The following is a 24711-nucleotide window of genomic DNA, read 5'->3' on the forward strand; positions in this document are numbered from 1 at the left end:
GCCAGAATTCCAGGCAGGCCCACCGTCATGGATTGACGAGGGCATCCTCGCGCGTCAGGTGACGCTCGATCGCCACCTCACTGCCATTCGAAAACGGCTTCGCGAGCGCATCCCCTGCTCTCACTCCCTCTCCAGCTTTCAACACGAACAACGGATTGATATCGAATTCCTGCACGACCTCTCGCAGGTCTATCGCCATCGCCGACAAGCGCATCAAGGTATCGATCACGGCGTTCAAATCGGCCTTGGGACGCCCGCGAGCGCCATCCAGCATCGGGAACGAACGCAACTCGCGCACCATCGCCTGCGCTTCGGACCGGGTGATCGGTGCCAGACGGAAGCTGACGTCCTTCATCACCTCGGCAAAGATGCCGCCAAAACCCACCATGACCGCCGGGCCGAACAAGGGATCGTTGTTGATGCCGAGGATCAGTTCGGTTGCGCCGCTGACCATTTCCTGCACCAGCACGCCGTCCAGCACCGCATCCGGAGCATAGGCCCGCGCGTTGCCGATGATTTCATCGAACGCTGCCTCGACGGCGACGGCACCTTGCACGCCGACGCGCACGCCGCCGGCTTCGGTTTTATGAGGAATGTCAGCCGACTGGATCTTCATGACCACCGGCAGGTGCATGGCGCAAGCGATGCGCGACGCCGCCCCGGCGTCGGTCGCCAGCGCCTCTTGAGTCACGCCGATGCCGTAGGCATCCAGCACCTTCTTGGCCTCGAACTCGGTCAGGTCGGTGCGGCGACCCTGCATCAACTGGCGCATCAAGGGACGCGCCAGCACCAGCGGCTCCTCGCTCAATACCTGCGCCACACGGCCGCGCGCCTCGGCGAAGGCCCACAACGCACTGGCCCCACGGGCACAACGAACCGGCGACTGATAGCGCGGGATGCCCGCGGCATCGAGAATGTCATACGCCTCCTGGACGCTGGCGGGATCGGCGTTCCAGGCGACGAGCACCGCAATACCTCGCTCCTCGGAGATGCGCACGATTTCGTTGGCCAGCTCGGTCGCCAACTTGCCGCTGGCCGCCGCCAGGGCGAGCCCGATCATGTCGACGTTCGGATCATCGGCCAGTTTTTCCAGGGTCACCCGAAGCAGGCTGGCATCGTTGAGCAGACTCGCCGTCACATCCAGCGGATTGGCAACTGCCGCAAACGACGGCAGGACTTCCTTGAGCGCGCTCACGGTTTGCGGGGCGAGTTCAGGCAGCTCCAGGCCCCCGATGGCTGCACCGTCCGCCATGGCGATACCGGCACCGCCGGAGATCGTGACGATGGCCAGGCGATTGCCCTTGGGCAAACGTCCGGGCAGCAGCGCCTTGGCGCAGTCGGCCAGATCGCCCACATCATTGACTTCGATGATCCCGCTTTGCCCGAACGCGGCGCGATACAGCGCCATGGACCCGCCCAGATTGGCGGTATGCGATGCGGCAGCCCTGGCTCCCGCTTCCGAAGTGCCGACCTTCCAGACCAGCATCGGCTTGCCTGCGGCCAGTGCGCGACGACCGATCGACAGCAATCGGTGAGCATCCTGGAAGCCCTCCACGTAACCGGCGATCACCCGGGTTTCGGGATCGTCGATCATGGCGTCCATGAAGTCCAGCGAGGTGGTCACCGATTCGTTGCCGGTGGAGACGTAGTGCCTGAAGCCGATGCCTTCCTGGCTGGCCAGCATCACGATCGAGTTGCCGAAGGCACCGCTCTGCGAGGTGAGGCTCAGATGGCCTTTAGGGTAAGTCAGCCCATAGGGTGCACCGAAGCCGACATGGATACCCTCACTGATGTTCATGTAACCCTGGCAGTTCGGACCGATCACGTGCATGCCGAACGAACGGGCAATGGCCGTGATATGGCGTTGCGCCTCGGCGCCTTCTTCGCCGGCCTCGGCAAAGCCTGAAGACAGAATGACCGCGAATCGGCAGCCTTTCTTGCCCAGTTCGGTGAGCGCATCGGGCACACGTTTGGCGCCGACCGCAATCACGGCGACGTCGGGGGCGACCGGGAGCGATGCCACATCGGGGTAGCAGGTATAACCGGCAACCTCATCGTAGCGCGGGTTGACCGGCAGAATCCGGCCGCAAAAGCCCTTGGCCTTGAGGTGGGCGATGGGTTGCCCGCTGATGGAGGCGAGATCCTGCGAAGCGCCGATCACGGCGATGGAACGCGGCTTGAAGAACAAATCGAAAGTAGACATGACGACTTCCTGCAACAAAGGAGAATGGCCAGCGCTCGCCTTAGCGATGGGCGGCAAGTACGTGCTTGGCGATGTTGAGCTGATGGATCTGACTGGTCCCCTCGTAGAGGCGAAACAGTCGGACATCCCGATACCAGCGCTCAATGGACGCATAGTCGGCGACGTATCCTGCCCCGCCGAACATCTGCACGCAGCGATCGGCGACTCGCCCACACATCTCGGTGGCGAAGTACTTGCACATCGAGGCTTCAAGCACCACATCCTCGCCGCGATCGCGCTTGCGGGCGGTCTCGAGGATCATGGAACGGGCGGCGAAGATCTCGGTCCGGCAGTCGGCGATCATGGCCTGGACCAACTGGAAGTTCGCGACCGGCTGGCCAAACTGCACACGTTGCGTCGTGTGCTCGATGGCCATCTCCAGCATCCGCATGGCCGGTCCCGTGGACAGGGCCGCCAGATGGATGCGTTGTTTGTTGAGGGTTTTCATCACGGTCTTGAAGCCGTTGCCTTCAACGCCGCCGATCAGATTGGCTGCCGGCACCCGGCACTCATTGAAGTACACCTCGCCGACGGGCGAACCGGCCTGCCCCATCTTGCGGTAGGGCTCGCCGGTGGACAGCCCGGGCATGCCACGTTCGACGATAAACGCCGACACGCCTTTGGCGCCCTTACTGCCCGGCTCGGTACGGGCAGTGACCGTGAACACATCGGCGATCGGGCCGTTGGTGATATAGCACTTCTGGCCATTGAGGATGTAGTCATCACCCTCGCGCCTGGCGCTGGTTTGCACGTTGGTCGCTTCGGAACCGGCCTCGGGTTCCGTGACCGCCAGGCAACCGGTCCATTCACCGCTGGCCAGGCGTGGCAAATAACGCAGCTTCTGCTCTTCAGTGCCGTCGACGACTATCCCTTCGGAGCCGATACCGGTATTGGTGCCGACACGGGCACGCACCGCCACCGAACTTTGGGACAGCTCGAGTGCGCCGAGCACCAGTTCTTCGGTGGTCAAGCCTGCACCGCCATACGCCTGGGGGATGCTCCAGCCAAAAAAACCGTTCTCGCGCATGGCCTGCACCAGATCGGCGGGGACTTCGTCGAGCCGTTCGATCTCCGCTTCTCGCGGAATCGCCTGATCGCGCACGAAGCGGCGAACGTCACTCAAAAAAATGTCGAACGATTGCTGATCGCGTACCATTTTTATCTCCTGCTTTTTTATATTTGTTGATAAACATATGGCAACGAATACAGCGACCACACAAGCATTGTTCGGCTCTGCGGAACACAGTTTGAATAGTTGGAACAGCAATGACAGTATCTGCTTAGATTGTTGAATCGTTGGAGCTAAGCCATGGACCAGAATGAAAAGCCCAAACCCTCGAGCCGGGCGGCGTTGCGCCCGGGAGAGCCCGGCAGTCATCTCGCACCGCAGGATTGGCACTCTCCGGCCAGGCATTACCTGTCGGATGAGTTCGCCGATGATCGGCAGTTCGCCGCGACACTCGCCCGTGGCCTTGAAATCCTGCATTGCTTCACCGCCCGCGTGACCCAACTGGGCAACGCGGAGCTAGTCGCACGGACCGGGATGCCGAAAGCGACGATCTCGCGTTTCACCTACACCCTGGTTCGACTGGGCTATCTGCGCATCAACCGCCTGAACAACAAATATCAGTTGGGCCCGGCCGTGCTGTCCCTGGGCTACCCGCTGCTCGCCAGCCTCAATATCCGCCAGATCGCCAGGCCCTTCATGAAGGAACTGGCGGACCATATTCGCGGCTCGGTGTCGCTGGGCATGCGTGACCGGCTCAGCGTGGTGTACCTGGAAAGCAGCCGCAGTGCCGGACCGATGAGCCATCCGCCGGACGTCGGCCTGAGTTATCCGGTGGCCCGCACGGCGATGGGGCGCGCCATCATCGCCGCCTCTTCCCGTGAAGAGCGCACAGCGCTGCTCAACGAAATCAAAGTCAGGACGCCCGACGACTGGACTACTTTCCATACCCGTATCGAAGAGAGTATCCAGGAGTTTCATGACTGTGGTTTTTGCGTGTCATACGGCGATCTGCGGCGTGAAATACATGCCGTCGCCGTCCCGATGCGGGCCATGGCCGATGGTGAAATTCTGGTCTTCAACTGCGGCGTTCCGGCCTTTATGCTGAACGAAGGACAGCTGAAAAACGACATCGGCCCGCGCCTGGTGTCCATGGTGCGGAGCATTGAAGGGATGATGGGCATTTATTAGTCGCTGAGGCAGGACCGGCCCTCCACGGAGAACCCCAGGCTCACGGCATGCCGCCTGGGGTTTCTGGCAAATCGCGGCCCTGGATTTATGGTTTATCCCGACTGGCCAGCGTGGACTTTGGAATACCCAGCAGTAATGTCAGCGCCCCTAGCGCCAATATCGCAGCCATTGCCCAGAAGCCCGCCTGCAAGCTTCCCGTCGCCGTCTTTGCCCAGCCCATCAGGATCGGGCTGACAAAACCGCCCATCATCCCGATGCTACTCACCAGGGCGATTCCGCCTGCCGCCGCCGCGCCGGTGAGATAAGCCGGCGGGATCGTCCAGAAGATACTCATGGCGCTCAACACGCCCGCTGCCGACACGGCAAGCAAACCGATGGCCACGACCGGCGATGTGCTGAAGTTTCCGAGCAATGCGTAGCTGGCGGCCGCTACCAGCAACGCTATTGCTACATGCCACCTGCGCTCCATGCGCCGGTCCGAGTGCCGTGACATCAGGTACATGGCGATTGCACCCACCACATACGGCAAACTCGACACCATCCCGATCGTGAGCATATTGTCGACGCCAAAGTCTTTGATCACGGTCGGCATCCATATCTGCATCGCGTTATTGCCGGCAATAATCGAAAAATAGACCAGCCCGGCGATGTACACCTTGGGATTGCGTACCGCCCCCATCAGTGCGTGCTCTGCAGCGACAGGTCGGGCCTTGGTGTCAGCGAGCAAGTCATCGCGCACGATCTGCTTTTCGTTATCCGTGAGCCACTTTGCGTCATCCGGACGATCAGCGAGGCAAAAATAGGCGATGCAGCCGAGCAGGACCGCTGGCAGCCCTTCGATGATGAACAGCCACTGCCAATCCTTCAAACCCCCGACATCGGTAAAACTATTGAGAATCCAACCCGACAATGGCCCACCCAACATGCCCGCGAAGGTGATCGCCATGAAGAACATGGACATGATCCGCGCCCGGTAGGCTGACGGAAACCAATAGGTCAAATAGAGAATCACGCCTGGAACAAAACCGGCCTCGGCCGCCCCCAGAACGAAGCGAGCCAGGTACAACTCGCCGGGGGTCCGTACGAAAGCCATCGCCGCTGACACGCTCCCCCATAGCAGAAGGATTCGAATGAACGTCGCTCGACCACCGACACGTTGCAGGTACAGGTTGCTCGGCACCTCGAATATCACATAGCCGATGAAGAACAGACCTGCGCCAAAACCGTAGGCCATGTCGCTCAAACCGATGTCATGCATGAAGCGCAGCTTGGCAAAACTGATGTTCAGTCGATCCAGTTGATTGACGATGTAGCAAACGAAAATGAACGGAACGACCCGCCAGATTATCTTTCGATAAACCCGCTGAGTCGCCGACTCTGCATCACCGATGGCGGCAGGTACGTCATAGGTTACTTTCATGTCTTTTCCTTATCCTTATTGTTATTTTTGTATCAACGCTAGTGACTCGCACTGATCAGGCAGGACGGGATTGGCTTGTTCGTGTCTAGATGATTTTTTTCTCCTGCAGCTCGGCAATCTCCTCGTTCGACAGTCCCATTTTCGAGCCGAAGATCTCCTGGTTGTGCTCACCCTGCCCTGGCCCTGTGCGCCAGACGCCGCCCGGTGTGGCGGAGAAACGCGGCACGACGTTCTGCATGCGAACCGAACCGAAGTCGCCATCAGCGACCGAGACAATGGCGTCCCTGGCCTTGAAGTGTTCGTCTTCGAATACATCGCGAATCGAATTGACCCGATTGAAACTCACCCCGTGCTCACTCAAGACGCTGCTGACTTGCGCCTCGGTGCGTTCGATAAACCAGGCGCGAACGATGGATTCGATTTCAGCGCGGTGACTCAAGCGGGCGACATTGGTGCTGAACCGCGGGTCTGTCAGCAGATCCGGCCGCTCCAATGCATGGGCGAATCGCGCAAATACCGGTGGCGCACTGACGGCCAGGGCGATCCATTGTCCGTCGCGGGTCGGGTAGACATCGCTCGGAGCGGAATAGGCATTGAGGTTGCCGGTGCGCTCGCGCACCACGCCCAACTGGTCGTATTCGATCGCCAGGAAGTCCAGCGAACGCAGCATCGCTTCGGTGGCCGACAGATCGATTTCCTGCCCTGGCCGACCTGGGGTCGCGTTGCGACACGTCAGGGCCGCACAGATGGAAAAGGCACCAAATACCCCGGCGAGCGCATCCGATATGGGGTAACCGGAAAATGACGGTGCGCCCTCTGGCGAACCGCAGATATAGGCAAAGCCGGACATGGCTTCGAATATCCGGGCGAACCCGGTACGGTTGCAATAAGGGCCGGTCTGACCGAAGCCGGTGACCCGCAAAATGATCAAGTGCGGGTTGATTTCCATGAGACGCTCGAAGCTCAAGCCCCATCGTTCAAGCGTGCCGGGGCGGAAGTTTTCGACCAGCACGTCCTGCTCCGCGATGAGACGTTCTACCAGCACCTTGCCTTCAGCCGTGCGCAAGTCCAGCGTTATGCCTTTCTTGTTGCGGTTTGCCACCTTGGACCACAGCGATACACCGTCCTTGTGCGGGGGGAGATAACGCAGATGATCCCCGGGCCCTGGAATTTCCACCTTGATGACTTCAGCCCCGAAGTCGCCCAATAGTGCGGCCGCAAAGGGCGCTGCCACCACCGTTGAAAGATCCAGCACCTTGACCCCGACCAGCGGCCCGGACGGGATGTTTTTCTCGTCGCCTGTTCTGCTTTCTGGTGCACGCATCGTTAAACCTCCCTTGACGAGTGAGTCACTGGAAGCAGTCAAAACCCTTGCTAATCCAGCTCACTTGACCAGGAGCGTATTCTTGAGGCTGACGCTATAGTAGTGGCTAGCTGCGCTATCAGGTATATCAAGATGAGATATCAGAACCCTCAGACGGCCCTGCTCGATCTGGTGAAACTTCAATACTTTCTGCATGTTGCGGAGCTTGGAAGCTTTACCAAAGCCGCCATCGTGCTTGACGTGGCGCAATCGGCATTGAGCCGTCACGTCCGCGAACTCGAGCAACAATTCGGTCAGGCGCTGTTTCATCGCACCGGACGGGGTGTCATTCCTACCGATTTCGCCCAGCAAATAATCCCGCGTGCCCATGCGCTCATTTTGCAGTCGCAACAATTGACCGACGACATCATGGCCGCCCAGGGAGCCCCTCAAGGCCAGGTCCGGCTGGCGATGCTTAGGTCGTTAAGCAGCCTGCTCCTGACGCCGCTGCTGATTGAAATCAGCGACCGTTTTCCCGGGATTGAAATGCACGTGATGGAAGGTTTGACCGATCACGTCGAAGAGTGGCTGGCGACCGGGCGTGCCGACCTGGGCGTGCTTTACGGCCATCGCCGTGCGCCGTCGGACATCGACGAGTTATTGATGACTGCCGACCTGTATCTCATCGGCCGAACAGATGATCCGGTCGTGAGCAGCCCCGAGTTCAAACTGAGCGGCATCTCGTCCCTGCCGATGATTTTGCCGGCGTTGCCGAACCGCTGGAGGCTTTCGATCGAACGGGCCTGTAGCGACCACGATATCGGCCTGCACGTTTCCTATGAGCTCGATTCCATCCAAACCATCAAGGACCTCGTCAGCTCCGGCAAGCGCTACAGCATTCTCCCCTTGCACGCCGTCGCTCAGGAACTGGATGCGGGGGTACTGCAAGCATCGCGCATCGTCGAACCGACCATTACCCGGCAAGTCTTCCTTGCCTCTTCGACCCAACGGCCGCGAAGCCGTGCCAGTGCCGAGGTCGCCAAAGTGGTTCGCCGGTTAGTCGCCACGCTCATTGCTTCCGGACGTCTGGCTGGACACATTTGACCTTCATCAGACGTGGATCATTTTTTCAGCTTGCATTAATAAACGATCGGTCTATATTCATGCCATGACCGACTTGCCTAAACGCCGCGGGCGTCCGCCGAAAAGCCCCCGCACCAATCCCGACACCCGCAATGCGTTGATTCGCAGCGGTACCGCGCTGCTGACCGAACAGGGCTTCATGAGTACCGGCATCGATTTGCTGTTGACCCAGGTCGGCGTGCCCAAAGGCTCGTTCTACTATTATTTCGAAAGCAAGGAGGCCTTCGGGCATGCCGTGCTGGACAACTACGCCGACTATTTCGCACGGCGCCTCGATCGGCATTTCCTCAACGAAGACCTGCCGCCGCTGCAACGCATAACCGCCTTCGTCGAAGACGCCAAACGCGGCATGACCAAGTATGAATTCAAGCGTGGCTGCCTGGTGGGCAACCTGGGCCAGGAAGTGACCTTGCTGCCGGCCAGCTTCAAACAACGCCTGGACGCCGTGATCAATTCCTGGCAAGCGCGCTTGAGCAGTTGCCTGCAAACGGCCAAGGCCTGCGGTGAACTGAACCCGGCGGTGGATTGCGAGGACCAGGCGGCGTTTTTCTGGATCGGTTGGGAGGGTGCGGTACTGCGTGCGCGGCTGACTGGCAACACGCATCCGTTGGATATTTTCCTGCGCGGTTTCTTGTCAGGACTCAAAGCCTGACTTTTTTTGCACTGTTTATAGACGATCAGTCTAAAAGGAGAAGAGCGATGTTTGACGCAGTTCTGATTGAGAAAGACGACACGGGCTATCGCGCCACCCTGCAGAGCCTGCAAGAGACTCAGTTGCCCGAGGGTGACGTCACGGTGCGCGTGCACTACAGCACGCTGAACTACAAGGATGCCTTGGCCATCACCGGCAAAGGCCCGGTAGTGCGCAAGTTTCCGATGGTCCCGGGCATCGACCTGGCGGGCACCGTCGAGCACAGCGACAACCCGGCCTACAAAGCCGGCGACCAGGTCCTGCTCAATGGCTGGGGCGTGGGTGAAAACCATTGGGGTGGCCTGGCGCAAAAGGCACGACTCAAAGGCGACTGGCTGATCCCCCTCCCCGCCGGATTCACTGCGGCACAGGCCATGGCCATCGGTACCGCCGGCTACACCGCCATGCTCTGCGTGATGGCCCTGGAACGCCACGGCGTCACGCCCGAAAGCGGCGAGATCCTGGTGACCGGCGCCAATGGCGGGGTCGGCAGTTTCGCCATCGCACTGTTGAGCGGCCTGGGTTATCAGGTCGTCGCGTCCACCGGCCGACCACAGGAATCGGACTACCTCAAGGCGCTGGGCGCCAGCGACATCATCGACCGCGCCAGCTTGAGCGAGCCGGGCAAGCCCATGGTCAAGGAACGTTGGGCGGGCGTGATCGACTCCGTGGGCAGCCACACCCTGGCCAATGCCTGTGCCGCGACCCGTTACGGTGGTGTGGTGGCCGCGTGCGGACTGGCCCAGGGGATGGACTTCCCTGCCAGCGTGGCACCGTTCATTCTGCGCGGGATCACCCTGGCCGGGATCGATAGCGTGATGCGCCCTCGACAGGACCGGATCGACGCCTGGAATCGGCTGGATCGCGATCTGGACCGCAAGCTGCTTGAGCAGATCACCCGGACTGTCGCGCTCAAAGACATTATCCCGATGGCGCAACAACTCTTGGCGGGCCAGGTACGTGGGCGTCTAGTGGTTGCTCTGGATAACTAAGGAAACGCCGATCAACTGGCAGTGAATACGTGCTCAGACACAATGACGCCACCGCCGGCCTTTTTCAGGGCTGCAGTGGTTGCGAACATCGCGCATCCGAGCGTTCAACCCTGTTCGCGCCGATGCTGGACGCACAACAAAAGCGCCACTTTATTGAGTGGCGCTTTTGTGAATGCCTGGAGCAGCCTGCTGGCCGGGGTGGCGCTGTACCACGCACTCGAGGCGACTGTCTGGTGCAGAATATCGCAACACAGCGATTCAATACCTGATATCGCGACCCACCTGTCACCTACCAGGTGAGACTCAGCCGGTTGCCACTCGTAGGGGAAACTGAAAAACCACTCTCCAAAGCACTGCAGGCGTGAACCCAGAGTTACCTACCCTTCCTCGCCGCAGTTCAGATGGACCTGGGGACGATGCCGCGACCATGACGGTGTCGGACGCACGACAACGAGCGATGGAGTTAGCCAGCCTACACAAAACAGGCATCAAAAATATTCGTGAACACCTTGAATCCGAAGAAGCCGCACGCGTTGCAACCCGAGAAGCCAAGCTGGCTCAGCTAGACGCCGAGAAAGCGAATGCCGCAACTGAGCTTGCCCTCTATACTGCACGAAAGAGTGTGACTGAACTGTTTGAACACTGGGCAAAGTCGACCTAATCAACCGCAAGGACGTAGGCGCAGAGGTGCGCCGAATGTTCGAAAAAGACGTACTACCTTTCCTCGGCAGCGTCGCTGTAGCGGACGTAAAGAAGGGACACATCACACAAGTAACTGATGCAATGCTTTCTCGTGGTGTTAATCGTGCCGCAAAAATAGCCTTCTCTCTTGTGCGTCAAATGTTCCGATTCGCAGTAGACAGGGACCTCATCGAACACGATCCCAGTGTAGGGATTCGTAAAGCCAAAATTGGTGGCAAAGATGTAGAGCGTGATCGGGTCTTAAGCGACGATGAGATACGTTTGCTCGCCCAAAAAGCTCCGAAAGCGGGTCTACTGGTCACTACCGAAGCGGCAATCTGGATTGCACTCTCTAGTTACTGTCGTATTGGTGAGCTGCTGAACAGCAGATGGGAGCATATCGATTTTGAGCAAAAAACCTGGTTAATTCCTAGCGAAAATAGCAAGAACGGCAAACCGCACGTGGTCAGTCTATCGGGGTTCGCCATGACACAATTCAAGCGAGTCCAGCAGATCAATGGCAAATCGACCTAGTGCTACCCGAACACAGATAGCAACGGTCCGGTCTGCTCCAAAACCGTGACCAAACAATTAGGTGACCGTCAACGTCAGCCCGAACAAGGAACAATGAGCCGACGCAGCGCCAAAGCTCAGGCCCTGCTGCTTTCAGACGGGAAATGGACACCGCACGACCTTCGCCGCACAGGGGCAACACTGATGACTGCGCTCGGGGTTTTGCCTGAAGTAGCTGAGCGCTGCCTCAATCACACCGAAGACAACAAAATGAAACGAATTTATCAGCGTCACAGTTACGCTGCCGAAATGGCCGCGGCGTGGAAATTACTTGGCGAGCGCTTGGAGTCGCTCACAAATACGAAACTGATAGATCATGGTAAGCGTCCGGCAAAGTCACCTTCTCGATCCCGGCCATAAGGGCGATGGTGTCCACCTAAAAATACGTGGACACCATTGCCCTTATCGTCAGGATTGCCATGCGCCAAAGAACTTCTTATCCCAAACCATTTAAAGCCCAAGTCGTCCAAGAATGCCTGCAACCAGGCGTGTCCATTGCCAGCGTCGCGTTGCGTCATGGCATCAATGCCAATCTGGTTCGAAAATGGATACCCGCTTATGGAGATCGTCAGGCGCCGACGTGGCCTGCGTTTGTTCCACTGGAGCCCCCGACTTGGTGTGCTCAGCTGATGCCAATAAGTATCGAAATCCCTTTCGGGCAGAAAAAACTAACTGTGCACTGGCCTTCCTCAGACCCTGTCGGATGCGCCCGTTTGATCCGTGAGCTTGCCCAGTGATCCGCATTGACGCCATCTGGCTCGCCACCGAACCGATGGATATGCGCGCAGGTACCGAGACGGCTTTGGCTAGAGTGATCGCGGTATTCGGTGCGGCGAAACCGCACTGTGCTTATCTCTTTGCCAATCGCCGCGCCAACCGGATGAAGGTTCTAGTACACGATGGCGTTGGTATCTGGCTGGCAGCGCGACGCCTTAACCAAGGCAAGTTTCACTGGCCCGGCATTCACCGTGGATTGGAAGTTGAACTTGATAACGAGCAACTTCAGGCCTTGGTGCTGGGGTTACCTTGGCAGCGGGTCGGTTTGGGCGGCTCGATCACAGTGCTTTAGCATCGGCTATTAGCCTATCGGTTTATCGCCGCTGACGGCCTGCTCTGGAACAATCAGCGGCATGACTTCCTTGCCCAATCTCGACCAAATCCCACCAGAACAGCTGCGCGCCTTGGCTGAGCAGGCCATGGAGCTGCTGTCCCAGGTCGATTCCATGGGTCAGAAAATCCATCGCTTGGAAACAGTCAACGAGCAACTCGCTCATGAGATCGCCATCCTCAAGCGACACAAGTTTGCCAAGCGCAGCGAACAGCTAAATCCTGATCAAGGCAGCTTGCTCGACGACCTACTCGACACCGACATCGCAGCCATCGAAGCCGAGCTGAAGGCGGTCAATCCGCCACCTGAACCTGCCGAGCCACGCCAGAAACCGAAACGTGCGCCGCTGCCACCTCAGTTCCCTCGCACCGTGATCCGTCACGAGCCAGAAAATACCCAGTGCGCCTGCGGCTGCCAGCTTCAACGCATCGGCGAAGACGTCAGCGAGAAACTTGATTACACACCCGGTGTGTTTACGGTTGAACAGCATGTGCGTGGGAAATGGGCCTGCCGCCAGTGCGAAACGCTGATCCAGGCGGCAGTACCGGCCCAAGTAATCGATAAGGGCATCCCGACCGCAGGCCTGCTAGCGCATGTAATGGTGGCAAAGTTTGCCGACCACTTGCCGCTGTACCGGCAGGAGAAAATCTTTGGCCGAGCAGGGCTGATGATCGCCCGCTCGACATTGGCACAGTGGGTTGGTCAAACCGGCGTACATCTTCAGCCCCTAGTCGATGCCCTGCGCGAAGCGGTGCTGGCCGAGGGCGTAGTTCACGCCGATGAGACACCGGTTCAAATGCTTGCGCCAGGCAAAAAGAAAACTCACCGAGCGTATGTTTGGGCCTACAGCACCACACCGTTCTCGGCACTCAAAGCCGTTGTTTACGACTTCAGCCCAAGTCGGGCGGGCGAGCATGCGCGCAACTTCCTCGGCGCTTGGAGCGGCAAGTTGGTGTGCGACGACTTTGCGGGTTACAAGGCGGGTTTCGAGAGAGGCATGACCGAAATCGGTTGCATGGCTCATGCCCGCCGTAAGTTTTTTGATCTCCACATAGCGAATAAAAGCCAGTTAGCCGAACAGGCTCTGCAGTCGATTGGCGGCTTGTATGAAGTTGAACGCCAAGCGCGGGACATGAGCGTTGAGGATCGCTGGCGGATACGGCAAGAAAAAGCGGCGCCGCTGGCGAAAATACTGCATGGCTGGATGTTGGCCCAGCGAGATCGGGTACCTCAAGGATCGGCAACTGCCAAAGCCCTGGATTACAGCCTTAAACGCTGGGTAGCGTTGACGCGCTACCTCGGCGATGGGGCTGTGCCCATCGACAACAATCAAGTTGAGAACCAAATCCGACCATGGGCACTTGGGCGCTCGAACTGGTTGTTTGCTGGCTCACTACGCAGCGGCAAACGGGCGGCGGCGATCATGAGTTTGATCCAGTCCGCTCGCATGAACGGGCATGATCCGTACGCTTATCTGAAGGACGTTTTGATTCGACTGCCCACCCAGAGGGCCAGTGGCATCAGGATGCTGCTACCGCATAACTGGTTGCCTACCTAACGCGCAGCTTTGCTGCATCCACTCACCGACAAGAGTCTGGTATCAGACTTTCAATCAAAGGGGCTGTTATTCGCCTGACGAATTCAGCATGTGCACATATGTGATTTCAATTCATATACCGGATGCTTCAATATTTCCCCATCGACACCGAAACACCAGAGGTTACGGTCATGTTTGGGAAAATATCGATTCTCGCAAGTGTTCCAATGGGACTGGCTCTTTTAGCCGGTGCCTTGATTCCTCTTCAAGCTTCCAGCAATGGCGCCCTTGGCCGTGAGCTTGGACATCCACTGTGGGCTGCTCTCACCTCGTTGATCGTCAGCTCTGCTGTATTGATCGCAACCATCGTCGTCCTTCGTCTACCGCAGCCCAACATTGCGGGGGCCTTACAGGGGCCATGGTGGCTTTGGATCGGCGGGTTCAGTGGTGCCATTTATGTGGCGATGGCCACCTTCCTGCCGCCAAAACTTGGGGCTTCGAACTACATCCTGTTCGTGATGGTGGGTCAGGTCATAGCCGCAATGCTTATCGACCACTTTGGCCTCTTGGGCCTAACTGCGAAGCCAATCAATTTGGTTCGGATTGCAGGGGTGCTGATCATCCTCTTCGGGCTAATAGTGGTTCAAGCCGGCTCAAACAAAGCTCCTGCTAGCTCCGACAACGTGGTTCAAGCCGCCACCGCGAACGTGAGCCTGAAGTAAACCAAATCCTCCCTTTTGGCTGTTTTTTGCTCCCAAGCGCCAGCCCTTTTTATTCCGGTCGACGCACTTAGTCGTACCAGCGCATGCGGCTTGCGTGCGAAAAGCCGAGAAGTTGTTCTCGTGTGGCAAGAGGTGCATATGAGCGGTCGTTCAGCACTCTATTTTCGTTAACTGATTGAGGTGAATTTATGAATATCGTTAAACTGCAATTCAGTGATGGCCGTCCGAACGCTGTTGGCCTTGAAGACGTGAACGCCGTACTGCGAAGCGTAGGTGTTCGTGCAAGCACCGTGAGCATTCCGGACGCAGCCAAACCCATTCTGAAAGCATCGCAATCTCGCACTGTCACCGAGGCCGAGCAAGAAGAACTGATCAAGCTCTTCAGCCTGAACCGGGCAGAGTTGCTTGAGCAGATCGAACTGGCTGGCCGTGTGCCCGAGACGCCACGTGGCGGCCTTCTTTCAACCCGTCAGCCTGGAGTTTCCCCCTATCCCAAGGTCTACGACATGCTGGCGATTCCGGACGATTACCGCGCAACCGTTCTGGAAACCTTTGGCCGCTTCCACGTCAACATGGCGCGCAACGGTGTAGGCATCGATGAAGTGATGACCGTCGTATCGGGTGGCCCCTTCACCTGGATGTTTGTTCTCCCAGACGCTGTGGTGGTACGACTCACTGTTGGCCCAGCTACTGAAGAAACCGCGATCCGCTTGAGCTACCCAGGCATGGGTATCCACGCTGGGTACATGGATGCCAAACAGGGATTGGTCGTGGCGTATGCCCATGGCCCTGAAGAGTTCGACATGCACTACGACGAGCCGACTGCGCCGAATCCGCAACTGTTGAATACCAACCCTTGGGTGGACTTCTCCGGCGACATGCCGACCTTGTTTGACAAAATCAACTAAGTCGTCCTCAGCGACCCTTCGCGCTTTTCGGTGCGAAGGGTCGTTCTCTGCCTCAGGAGACAACCGAATGTCTATTTTCAAAGTTCAGCACATCGATCACGTTGTCCTGCGCGTTAAGGACATGGAAAGAAGTCTGGAGTTTTACATTGAGGTTCTCGGGTGCTTGGTCAAGAAACGCAACGATCAATACGCGATGATCCACCTTGCAGCAGGAAGCTCAATGATAGATCTGGTAGATATCGATGGCCCTCTAGGTGCCATGGGCGGCGGGGCACCAGGGAAAGAGCGACGCAATGTCGATCACTTTTGCCTTCGTGTCGAACCGTTCGATGAGACGGCGATCCTCGCCCACCTTCAAAACCATGGCATCGCCGCTGACAAGGCAGTGACCCGGTATGGAGCAGAAGGCGTTGGCCCATCGATTTACTGCTTCGATCCAGACGGTAATCAAGTCGAACTGAAAGGCCCAGCGCAAGCGGAAACCATGTGACTCAAAATCACGTGTCCTTGCTGCAATCCAAGATCGCTTGGCGGATCCACCTATTGGCAGGATCCGCGTCTTTACGGGTATGCCAAGCTTGCTGATACGATAGAACGGGTAGATCCAGGGGGGCATCGAATGTTCGAAGTGTCGGATAATTGTCCAGCCCACTAGCCGCCCAGCTGGCAACGGTGAGAATAAGATCCGTACCGGCAATCAGCTCGATTGCCGCACTCCAATGAGGTAACGCCACAGCGATTCTTCGGCGCAGTCCCATGCTTGCCAGCACTCTTTCAATCTCGTCATTGGCGTCGGGCCGCAACGCGAGCATCACATGTGGACGTTCCAGCCATTCTTCCAACGTCAGGCGGCCACACTCCGGCAGGGCCTTTTCGTCGGCAAGGCTAACGAAGTGCTCTGGGAATAGTCCCTGTACATGGATGCCCTCTGGATATTCCGGAAAAATGCCCAGCGCTACATCCAGTTCACCGTCCGCAAGCTGGGCCATCATGCTTTCACGGCTCGCTTGACTCACAGCAAGATCCACTCCGGGTGCGACGCTGCGAACGTGACGCACCAGTCTTGGCAGTATTCGGCGAGTAGCATAGTCCGACAGTGATAACCGGAAACGTGCTTGAGATTTACCGGGATCGAAGTCAGAAGCCCCTAATAAGTCGTTGAGGTGTCTGAGTGCCTGCTCAAGCGGTGCAAGCAAGCCTTGCGCTCTGGCGGTGAGCACCATTTTCCCGTCGCGGCGGATAAGCAACTGATCGTCAAAATGCGCTCGAAGCTGAGCGAGGGCATGACTGACCGCTGGCTGACTTTTATGAAGACGAACCGATGCTCGGGTTACGTGCCGCTCCAAAAGCAATGCGTGGAGGGTCAGCAATAGATTCAGGTCGATTCTTCGTAGCTCTTCCAGCATTGGCTCGGATCTGCATGGTTTGTCAGGAGAGCGTATCAAACCGTCTTGGTTGGTGACAGCTCAGCTCAACCGACACTTTGGGGAACGTGACAATTGCCAATTGGGGATGACTGATATTTCTGAACCTGATAACGATTCGGCGAAAAGGTGGTAGGTGCCTTCGCCGGACCGTTACAGATCATGCGCAACAGATTCAATCATTGTGAGATGAGTCAAGGCAGGCTTAGGCTTCGTCTACTTGCGGAGTCGAGCGTATCGCCCGCACGGCGCGTGAAATCATTGATCTCAAGCGCGGCTCACTTCAGATAGCCTGCGCTCCGGCACTGGGATTGTCGTTTTTGCCGCGTGTCATCAGTGCGTTTCTCGAAATGCATGAGCACGCACAAATAACCCTGGTAGTTCAATCTTCCAGAGAAGTGGTGGACGCAATTGTGGACGAACGATGCGATGTCGGGTTTATTGCTCAACCCAACGCTTATCCCAGCCCACGTGGCGAGAAGATTATTCAGTCAATCTCTGCGATGCGCCCTGCCCTTCGATCACCGACTACGCGACAAGGCGGTGATCGTCCCGCAGGACCTTGAGGGGGAGTGCTTCATTTCCTATCCGCACGCAGTCGCCTCGCGTCAACACATCGACTCCATCTTTTCCGCGTATGGGGTGGAGCGCAGGATGAACCTTGAAACCCAGCTCTCGATGCCAATGTGTAAGTTCGTTGGACTGGGGGCGGGAGTCGCCTTGATCGATCCCATCAGCGCACTTGAATACAGTGGAGAAAAATTCATTTTTCGCCCCTTCGAACCGATCATCGAAATGGACTTCAGTATGCTAGTACCGCAGCAGAAAAAAACTCGAAGTTTCACGAGAGCTTCCTTCAACATGTCAGGGGGGTTGTTACACGTAAGGTGACCTTCAACTGAGCGGCGCAACGCTCGAGACAAAACTGCATCAGCGCGGGGATATTTTGAACGGCCGCTCAAGATTGTTTTCCGGGTCGAACTGACGTCGCTCGGTGTAATTCAAATGCCGGCCATACACATGAAACGAAAGGCTGGTGTGCTCAGTTTCATTGATCACACTGTGGATACTGCCGCTTGGTAACAGTAGCGCCTCTCTAACTGTGATGCATTGCTCACCCATTAGCTGCAGCTCGGCGTATCCAGGACGTTGCGCATCGTCCAGACGCTGCCAAAACAGGTTACGTTCGGTGCCATCGACACCCACCACAACCGCCCAGGTATCGTGGTCATGGGGCGGTACGCCACGTCCGGGTAGCCAGCTATCGACCACCATGAATAATGACTGGTCGGGCTCTACGTGTAACAGCGTCGTGCCATACCCCATCTCCGGGTCGGCCTTATACATATCGGCACCTAGCCAACTACGCTTTTGCACCATTCGTTGAACCAAAGGTCCGACGAGCAAAAGCAGTTCGGCCTCATTCGCCGCCTCGCGCACAACGTTCCTTAGTTCACCGACCAAAATCTGTATGTCGTCTTGTTGCGATTCCATCTTCAACTTCCCCCTTTGGCCGGTTTGCCTTCCACACATTGGCCAGCGGACTGCCCCCGAAGAGGTAGGCCCGCTCTCCTTGAAACAACCTTAGTCACGAGGCTCCTTGGCCAGCGCTTTAACAAAACCGATCATTAGCAACAGCATCAGCACCATGAACGGTAACCCCATGGCCACTGCACCGGCCTGGATGCCTTTCAGCGCGGTGTCGCCACCGATTACGAACAGCGTGATGGTGACTAATGCAATCATCACTAACCAAAGCACCCGCTGTACTGGCGAAGTGTCCGGGTCACCGCCAGCGGCCAGGTTGTCGACTACCAAGGCGCCAGAGTCCATGGAGGTCACCATAAAGATGACCAGCAGAATGACCACCAGTCCTGAGCTAATGAACGGCATCGGAAGCATTTGGAGGAACTGAAAGATCGCCATATTGACGTCGGTTAGACCGGCCGCGAGGGATCCACTCCCCGAGATGACTTGATCGATGGCGCCCGCTCCGAACGCTGTGAACCAGGCGATAGCCACCAGGGTTGGCACCAACATCACCACACCGACCATCTGACGGAGCGTACGGCCTCGGGAAACACGCGCAACGAATACACCGACCAATGGGCCCCATGTGCACCACCACGCCCAATAGAACACCGTCCATCCATGGAACCAATCCTGGTCTGGACGATTGACCCAGTTACTCAGCGGCAGGAAGAACTCGACATAATCAACGGTCGTGCTCAGCACACCGGAAAAAAAGGTAGACACCCCAATACCGATCACGACCAGTATGAATAAGCCCAACGCCAGCAACATATTGATGTTGCTTAGCAACTTGACTCCAGCATCCATGCCGCGCCATAGGGAAAATCCGGCGAGGCCAGTCACGACCAAGATGAACAACAACTGCAATCCAAAGGAGTTGGGAATGCCCAGTACTTGTGAGATACCGGCAGTCGACTGCATGGCGCCGAGGCCTAGAGAGGTGGCCAAGCCGAACACAGTAAGCACCACAGTAAAAACGTCCACCAACTGCCCTGGCAGCCCTCGATGTGCTTTACCAATCAATGGCTGCAGCCCCGAACTAAGGGCAAATGGGAGGCCTTTGTTAAAGGCAAAAAAGCCAACCACCAATGCACTGGTCAGGTAGATGGCCCAAGGATGAAAGCCCCAGTGAAAGATCGTCGCACCCATTGCTGCATGCTCGGCCTGCGGGGTGTTCGCGAGGACATTGAGTGGCGTTTTCCACCAAGCGGTGTATTGTGCTACCGGCTCAGCCACGCCCCAATACAGCAGGCCAACACCCATCCCGGCGGCAAACAGCATCGAAAACCAGGACAGTGTGCTGAACTCCGGCGTAGCCTCCTTGCCACCCAAGCGAATTTTACCAAAAGGTGAAATGGCCACCCCGGCGCAAAACAGCACGGCCAGATTGCCCATGATCATTATGAACCAGTCGCAGTTCTTCAGGATCCAGCCTTTGGCCCCCTCCAGGGACTGGCTGAAGGTTATCGGGTCATGCAATGCCACTAAAACCAGCGCCAATACAATCAAGAATGAAACAGGAAAAATAACCCGATGAATATTCAATCCTAATATTCGGGTATTGAACGCTCGAGAATAGGATCCTTCATCGACGACTAACTCTTTCATGCTAAGGGCCTCTCTATTATTTTTGTATTTACAGCCAATATCGAATAACCGCCAATTAGGCGTAACGTTATCCAGACCAGAACGCACGGCAACACATTGGAATTGATGTTCAAACAGGAAGCGGTGTACGACAAATCATTTTATCTGCGCCACTAATGACTATTTCTCATGAGTACTCATGTTCCAGATCGGGCTGTGCGCATCACTGCAACCACCAGCGAGGAATGACTTACAACCAGTCCTCCTGCCACGGATAATGTGAAAGCACCTCGCAGCCGTTTTGGGTAATTAAAACTTGCTGTTCAAGTTTTATACCTTCCCTCCCTCCTCGCTCGCCCATGTAACTTTCCACGCAAATCACCATATTCTCTTCGAAAATACCGTCATAACCACTGTTTTCCCAATCAATGCCTTTATGCGTCAGCGCCGGATATTCATCCGCCAAACCAACACCGTGCACTACACAGCAGTAACGGTTGTGCTGATAGGGCTGTGGAATGTCCCAGGATCGCTGAACGAACTCGTGATGGCTCAGGCCAGGGCGCAAGAGCGCCATGTTGTGCTGAATCTGTTCATAGGCCAGCGTATACAGCTTGCGCTGCTCGGCCGTAGGGGCAACGTGACCGACGGTCCAAGCTCGCGAGATATCCGCGCAATAGCCATAGGGGCCGATCAGATCCGTGTCGAAGGAAATGATTTCACCTTCCTGCATCACCCGATCGCTTGACTCCTGCATCCACGGGTTAGTTCTAGGTCCGGAAGCGAGCAGGCGGGTTTCGATCCACTCTCCACCGTGGCGGATATTCTCGTAGTGAAGCCAGGCCCACAGTTGGTTCTCGGTCATGCCTGGACGCTGCTCATCATGCATGCGCTGAATGCCTTTCTCGCACACCTCGATGGTCCAGCGCATCAGCTCCAGTTCGGCGGCTGATTTGATCTTGCGCGCCTCCTCCATCAGACTGTGCCCCTCGACCAGGCTCAACCCCTCAGCTTGGAGTAGCTCAAGCCCTTCGAAGTCTGCCTTGTCCACGGCCAGGCGCGCGTTGGCACCAGCGTGCTCACCCACCACCTCGACAATTTCACGGGCCCAAATGGCAGCCTTCTCGGATATGCGCGAACCGGCACCGAAATAACTCCAACTGACCGCTTCGCGCACTTCATCGATCAGACTGATGCCCTTATGCAGGTGTTCGCAATTGTGGAACTCCCACAGGATCACGGGCCCATTGGCAAACACCAACGCGTAACGAGCGAAGTTATGCAAGGTCCACACCTGCATGTTCGACGTGTCAGTGGCATAGCGGATATTGACCGGATCATAGAGCAGGATGGCGGCACAATCGCGCGCCAGTAACTGATCGCGCACCCGCTGCAGGCGGTAGGTACGCGCCGATTGCAGCGTTTCCAGCGTGACCGGGTTGTGCAAGGGTTGCGTGGAGTCATCGCCCGTACGGTACTTATTCTTATTTTCGAACATGCTTTCGATTCCGTTAATCACAATAGGAGAAAGGAACGTCACCATTTGGCGTCATGGACAATTCAGCGCGGTGGCGATTTCAGTCTCGTTGATCACTCTGTCGCACTGCGAGCTCTGGGCGTTTGCCCCGACCGACTCGACAACCGCCACCAGACTGGAACTGGCCAGGCCATTGGGCGTTGACGGGTGATGAAGGGGAGCATCCTCTTGCAAATGCTCACCGGTGACCTTGCCCTGCCCTACAAACACGACAAGCAGCGCAGCGCAGGCAGCGAAGAAGAAATAAAGACTCGATGCGCCGAAGTGCTCCATCAGTGAACCGGCCAGCAGCGGACCGATGCCGGCACCCACACCAAACGCCACCAACAACACGCTGGCCAATGAAACACGCAATTGCGGCTCAATATTGTCGTTGGCCAGTGCCACACCGAGCGGATACAGGCAAAACTGCAAAAAGCCTATCCCTGCACCGAACAGCATCAGGGTGTTGAACGAAGGGCTTTGACAAAAACCCAGCGGCAGCGTGACGAGCATCAGCAGCACTGCCACAGCGCGAATCAAGCTGGCACGTGGCAATCGATCCGAAAGCCAGCCCAAGGGTAGCTGGGCCAGTAATCCGGCCCCAATCACCAAGGCCATGAACTGACCAATTTCGACCGTATCGAGTCCCTGCTGACTGGCATAGATCGAGGCCAGACCGTAAAAGCCACCCGTCATCATGCCCGACACCACCAGGGTCACTAACGACTGCGGTATTCGACGCAGGAACAATTTAACGTCGACAGGCGCCGCAAGGATGGGCGTCGGATGCGGGCAGCGGGTCAACGCCACCGGCACCAGGCTCAACGCAAAAGCGATGGCCACGCCAAGCAACGCATGGACTCCCAGGTCGCCATTGATACTCAGCGCCAGCTGGCCAAGCATCATGCCAACGTAGCTGGCAACCATATAGAGGGCCAGCACGCTGCCGCGCCGTTCCGTCCGAGCCTGATCGTTGAGCCAACTTTCCAACACCATGAACTGACACATCATGGCCACCCCCACCAGCGCTCGCAGCAGCAGCCAAAATGGCAAGGCACTACTGAATTCATGAGCCAGAACTGCGGCGGCAATCCCGCCGGCGCAGGTGACGTAGCTGCGAATGTGCCCGACCCGCTCAATCAGGTAATGCCCGACCTTGCCTCCCAACACCATGCCCAAGGCGTTGGCGGCCATCAATGCACCGCTCCACGTCTCGGCTCCACCCCCCGCGTTCAGGCGCAGCGCCAGGTAGGTCATCAACAGGGTCGAACCCAACTGCATCAATAAGCTGCTCAGATACAGGGCGCCGAACGCCTTCGTCAGTCCAATCACTGAGCAGCCTCGTCAATGATGTGTGCGTGAGATTGCAAGCTGCAACGTTGCCGCCCCATGACATCGCTCTGTATATTCTGCATTGCTCTGCGCTCCCGACTCAGGCTAAACCGTGCCGCTGTTTCCAGTCGCCAGGCTGAACCACATACCCGAACAACGCATGGCCGCCATAGACCAGTTCGGTGCCTTCGGGAATCCACAGCAACTGTCCCGGTTCAACCCGGTACAGCTCACCGTTGGCCTGCAATTCGAAGCAGCCTTCGATGACGAAGATCACCTCGTCATACAGCAGGGTCCACGCCACTTCAGCGCCCTCCCAACGGGCAAAGCCGACCCCGATATTTGGCGATACTTCATTGCTGATCGCACGGGCGACATAAGCGGCACCGGGGGGTCCACCACGCTGCGTGAAATCCAAATCATGATGATCGACGCGCAGCACTGGGCCTTTTCCAGTAACGACCCTGCTCATAGCTCACTCCGACTGTTCCAGGCCGCCAGGCGGATACGTGAACGCACACCGAGGCCGAGGAAGGGTTCCGGTGGATTGAGTGAAGGCATTCCCGTCACGGCCTGAATGTCGCGCAGTTGCGCCGAATCGGCGCCCACGGCAAGGTCTGCGAGCAAGGTGCCTGAAATGGTGCCCCAGGCCGCGCCGACGCCGTTGTCGCACGCCGAGGCATAGACACCTTTCTCCAGTTCGCCAAAGAAGTTGGTGAAGTTGCGCGAGATGGCGTAGACGCCCCCCCAGGTATGACTGAAAGGCACTTCGGCGAGTTGCGGAAAACGCGCCAGGAACGCTTTTCGGTGATCCTTGCGCACACTGTCGCGCATGGCATCGTTGGTGCTTTGGCCGTACTTGGGAACATGCTTGTAGGTATTGCGGATGATCAAGCGACGATCCTGAGTCATACGCACCGTGGTACCGGCGTGGTCTGCCGGGGTCAGCCCCCAATCGAGTTGACCGCCATAGACCGCCAACTCGGCATCGGTCAGAGGGCGAGTCCAACTGGCAAAGGTCATCACCGGCAACAGACGATTACGCAGGAAACCGAACTCTTGAGTGAAGATGCTGGTGCCAAGCAATAACTGCGCGGTGCGAATCCGGCCCTGAGCGCCATGTAGAATCCATCCGCCTTGGCCGTCACGCTCCAAGCGCTGGATAGGTGATTCCTCAAGCAGCTCGACATTACTCGGCAGTGAGCGGCCCAGGCCATTGACCAGCGCTGCCGGCTGCATCAAGTAGCAACCAGGGGTGTAGATCGCACCACTGTAATGGCTGCTGCCAACCACCTGAGCCAACTCGGCGCGTTCGACCCGACGGAACGGCTCACCGAGCTCGCTCATCAAGTGTTCGAAATGATCCAGATAAGCCAGGCCGCGAGGACCTACCGCGCCTTGATACTTGCCGGCATGGGACCATTGGCAATCGATTCCATGGGTTTGAATCAATCCCTGCAACTGGGCGATGGCAGCGCGATTGAGTGCGAGCAAACGCTGTTTGTGCGCCGGGTCCGGATGTTCCAATGCAAATTTGTGTGGCAGGTCGATGACAAAACCCGAGTTGCGTCCAGAGGCACCATAAGCGACGCGCTGGGCATCGACCAGCAGGATTCGGGCCTCAGGACAGAGCTCGGCCAACCGGCGGGCCGCGGCCAGGCCAGCGAAGCCGGCGCCGATCACGGTGTAGTCGGCGCGCTGTTCACCCTCCAACCGCGTGCAAGGTGGCTGCTCAGGCATGGCGGCATACCAGCCACAGCTGGCATCGTCATGGGGAAGGTTGATTGTATTTTTCATGG

General features: G+C 57.5%; 26 protein-coding genes. 15 read left to right on the plus strand and 11 right to left on the minus strand.

Annotated features, from left to right (window positions below; all coding sequences use genetic code 11):
- Positions 1-25 precede the first annotated feature (25 nt).
- Positions 26-2203, minus strand: coding sequence for an acetate--CoA ligase family protein (locus tag F8N80_RS00260; RefSeq protein WP_191632831.1), 2178 nt, complete (start codon positions 2201-2203; stop codon positions 26-28).
- A 40-nt stretch (positions 2204-2243) separates the two neighbouring features.
- A complete protein-coding gene (locus F8N80_RS00265; protein ID WP_150782919.1) occupies positions 2244-3398 on the minus strand; it encodes an acyl-CoA dehydrogenase family protein in 1155 nt (384 codons plus the stop codon).
- Positions 3399-3551: 153 nt separating this feature from the next.
- Here F8N80_RS00265 and F8N80_RS00270 point away from each other — a divergent pair, with 153 nt between their 5' ends.
- Positions 3552-4439, plus strand: coding sequence for an IclR family transcriptional regulator (locus F8N80_RS00270; RefSeq protein ID WP_224790610.1), 888 nt, complete (start codon positions 3552-3554; stop codon positions 4437-4439).
- A gap of 85 nt (positions 4440-4524) precedes the next feature.
- On the opposite strand, the gene F8N80_RS00275 is transcribed toward F8N80_RS00270, so the two are convergent.
- Positions 4525-5859, minus strand: a complete 1335-nt coding sequence (locus tag F8N80_RS00275) for an MFS transporter (protein ID WP_150782920.1) — start codon at positions 5857-5859, stop codon at positions 4525-4527.
- Positions 5860-5944: 85 nt separating this feature from the next.
- Positions 5945-7183, minus strand: a complete 1239-nt coding sequence (locus F8N80_RS00280) for a CaiB/BaiF CoA transferase family protein (RefSeq protein ID WP_150782921.1) — start codon at positions 7181-7183, stop codon at positions 5945-5947.
- Between the two features lie 132 nt (positions 7184-7315).
- On the opposite strand from F8N80_RS00280, the gene F8N80_RS00285 reads away from it, so the two are divergent.
- The 12 genes from F8N80_RS00285 to F8N80_RS00330 all read left to right on the plus strand — a co-directional run bounded on the left by F8N80_RS00285 (position 7316) and on the right by F8N80_RS00330 (position 16007).
- Positions 7316-8266: a LysR family transcriptional regulator gene (locus F8N80_RS00285; protein WP_150782922.1), complete on the plus strand. Its 951-nt coding sequence runs from the start codon at positions 7316-7318 to the stop codon at positions 8264-8266.
- 64 nt (positions 8267-8330) lie between these two features.
- The gene (gene acuR / locus F8N80_RS00290; RefSeq protein ID WP_128871409.1) at positions 8331-8957 is read left to right on the plus strand and encodes an acrylate utilization transcriptional regulator AcuR; all 627 of its coding nucleotides are present in this window, start codon (positions 8331-8333) and stop codon (positions 8955-8957) included.
- A gap of 47 nt (positions 8958-9004) precedes the next feature.
- Entirely contained in the window at positions 9005-9988 is a 984-nt protein-coding gene (gene acuI, locus F8N80_RS00295; RefSeq protein WP_150782923.1) for an acrylyl-CoA reductase (NADPH), read from the plus strand.
- Between the two features lie 427 nt (positions 9989-10415).
- On the plus strand, positions 10416-10649 hold the full coding sequence (locus F8N80_RS31945; RefSeq protein WP_224790611.1) for a hypothetical protein: 234 nt from the start codon (positions 10416-10418) through the stop codon (positions 10647-10649).
- A 35-nt stretch (positions 10650-10684) separates the two neighbouring features.
- Complete coding sequence (locus F8N80_RS31950; RefSeq protein WP_224790612.1) at positions 10685-11203, plus strand: tyrosine-type recombinase/integrase; 519 nt, start codon at positions 10685-10687, stop codon at positions 11201-11203.
- A gap of 45 nt (positions 11204-11248) precedes the next feature.
- Positions 11249-11602, plus strand: coding sequence for a hypothetical protein (locus F8N80_RS31955; protein WP_224790613.1), 354 nt, complete (start codon positions 11249-11251; stop codon positions 11600-11602).
- Between the two features lie 59 nt (positions 11603-11661).
- Positions 11662-11979 carry an IS66-like element accessory protein TnpA gene (gene tnpA / locus F8N80_RS00305; RefSeq protein WP_150782924.1) on the plus strand — a complete coding sequence of 106 codons (318 nt, stop codon included), beginning with the start codon at positions 11662-11664 and terminating at the stop codon, positions 11977-11979.
- On the plus strand, positions 11976-12311 hold the full coding sequence (tnpB, locus tag F8N80_RS00310) for an IS66 family insertion sequence element accessory protein TnpB (protein ID WP_150782925.1): 336 nt from the start codon (positions 11976-11978) through the stop codon (positions 12309-12311). The genes tnpA and tnpB overlap by 4 nt, the downstream gene beginning before the upstream one ends.
- Positions 12312-12372: 61 nt before the next feature.
- Positions 12373-13908, plus strand: a complete 1536-nt coding sequence (tnpC, locus tag F8N80_RS00315; RefSeq protein WP_150782926.1) for an IS66 family transposase — start codon at positions 12373-12375, stop codon at positions 13906-13908.
- A gap of 170 nt (positions 13909-14078) precedes the next feature.
- Positions 14079-14609, plus strand: a complete 531-nt coding sequence (locus F8N80_RS00320) for a DMT family transporter (RefSeq protein WP_046810135.1) — start codon at positions 14079-14081, stop codon at positions 14607-14609.
- A gap of 188 nt (positions 14610-14797) precedes the next feature.
- Positions 14798-15517: a hypothetical protein gene (locus F8N80_RS00325; protein WP_150782927.1), complete on the plus strand. Its 720-nt coding sequence runs from the start codon at positions 14798-14800 to the stop codon at positions 15515-15517.
- Between the two features lie 67 nt (positions 15518-15584).
- A complete protein-coding gene (locus F8N80_RS00330; protein WP_150782928.1) occupies positions 15585-16007 on the plus strand; it encodes a VOC family protein in 423 nt (140 codons plus the stop codon).
- Between the two features lie 7 nt (positions 16008-16014).
- Here F8N80_RS00330 and F8N80_RS00335 read toward each other — a convergent pair whose 3' ends face one another.
- Positions 16015-16920, minus strand: coding sequence for a LysR family transcriptional regulator (locus tag F8N80_RS00335; RefSeq protein ID WP_150783112.1), 906 nt, complete (start codon positions 16918-16920; stop codon positions 16015-16017).
- 281 nt (positions 16921-17201) lie between these two features.
- On the opposite strand from F8N80_RS00335, the gene F8N80_RS31880 reads away from it, so the two are divergent.
- Both F8N80_RS31880 and F8N80_RS00340 read left to right on the plus strand, forming a co-directional pair.
- Positions 17202-17507 carry a LysR substrate-binding domain-containing protein gene (locus F8N80_RS31880; RefSeq protein WP_263596939.1) on the plus strand — a complete coding sequence of 102 codons (306 nt, stop codon included), beginning with the start codon at positions 17202-17204 and terminating at the stop codon, positions 17505-17507.
- Positions 17413-17832, plus strand: coding sequence for a LysR substrate-binding domain-containing protein (locus tag F8N80_RS00340; protein WP_263596940.1), 420 nt, complete (start codon positions 17413-17415; stop codon positions 17830-17832). The genes F8N80_RS31880 and F8N80_RS00340 overlap by 95 nt, the downstream gene beginning before the upstream one ends.
- A gap of 39 nt (positions 17833-17871) precedes the next feature.
- Here the strand turns inward: F8N80_RS00340 and F8N80_RS00345 are convergent, their stop codons facing one another.
- The 6 genes from F8N80_RS00345 to F8N80_RS00370 form a co-directional block, all read right to left on the minus strand.
- Positions 17872-18435 carry a hypothetical protein gene (locus F8N80_RS00345; protein WP_150782929.1) on the minus strand — a complete coding sequence of 188 codons (564 nt, stop codon included), beginning with the start codon at positions 18433-18435 and terminating at the stop codon, positions 17872-17874.
- Positions 18436-18525: 90 nt separating this feature from the next.
- Positions 18526-20082, minus strand: a complete 1557-nt coding sequence (locus tag F8N80_RS00350; RefSeq protein ID WP_150782930.1) for a BCCT family transporter — start codon at positions 20080-20082, stop codon at positions 18526-18528.
- Positions 20083-20311: 229 nt separating this feature from the next.
- Positions 20312-21559: a M24 family metallopeptidase gene (locus F8N80_RS00355; RefSeq protein WP_150782931.1), complete on the minus strand. Its 1248-nt coding sequence runs from the start codon at positions 21557-21559 to the stop codon at positions 20312-20314.
- 51 nt (positions 21560-21610) lie between these two features.
- Positions 21611-22912 carry an MFS transporter gene (locus F8N80_RS00360; protein ID WP_150782932.1) on the minus strand — a complete coding sequence of 434 codons (1302 nt, stop codon included), beginning with the start codon at positions 22910-22912 and terminating at the stop codon, positions 21611-21613.
- Between the two features lie 100 nt (positions 22913-23012).
- On the minus strand, positions 23013-23384 hold the full coding sequence (locus F8N80_RS00365; RefSeq protein WP_150782933.1) for an ethanolamine utilization protein EutQ: 372 nt from the start codon (positions 23382-23384) through the stop codon (positions 23013-23015).
- Positions 23381-24709 (minus strand): NAD(P)/FAD-dependent oxidoreductase, encoded by a 1329-nt coding sequence (locus F8N80_RS00370; RefSeq protein WP_150782934.1) that lies wholly within the window; start codon positions 24707-24709, stop codon positions 23381-23383. Before F8N80_RS00370 ends, F8N80_RS00365 begins: the two co-directional genes overlap by 4 nt.
- Positions 24710-24711 lie beyond the last annotated feature (2 nt).

It is taken from the genome of Pseudomonas fluorescens (assembly GCF_902497995.1).
In the GTDB taxonomy this organism is placed as follows: Bacteria; Pseudomonadota; Gammaproteobacteria; order Pseudomonadales; family Pseudomonadaceae; genus Aquipseudomonas; species Aquipseudomonas fluorescens_BK.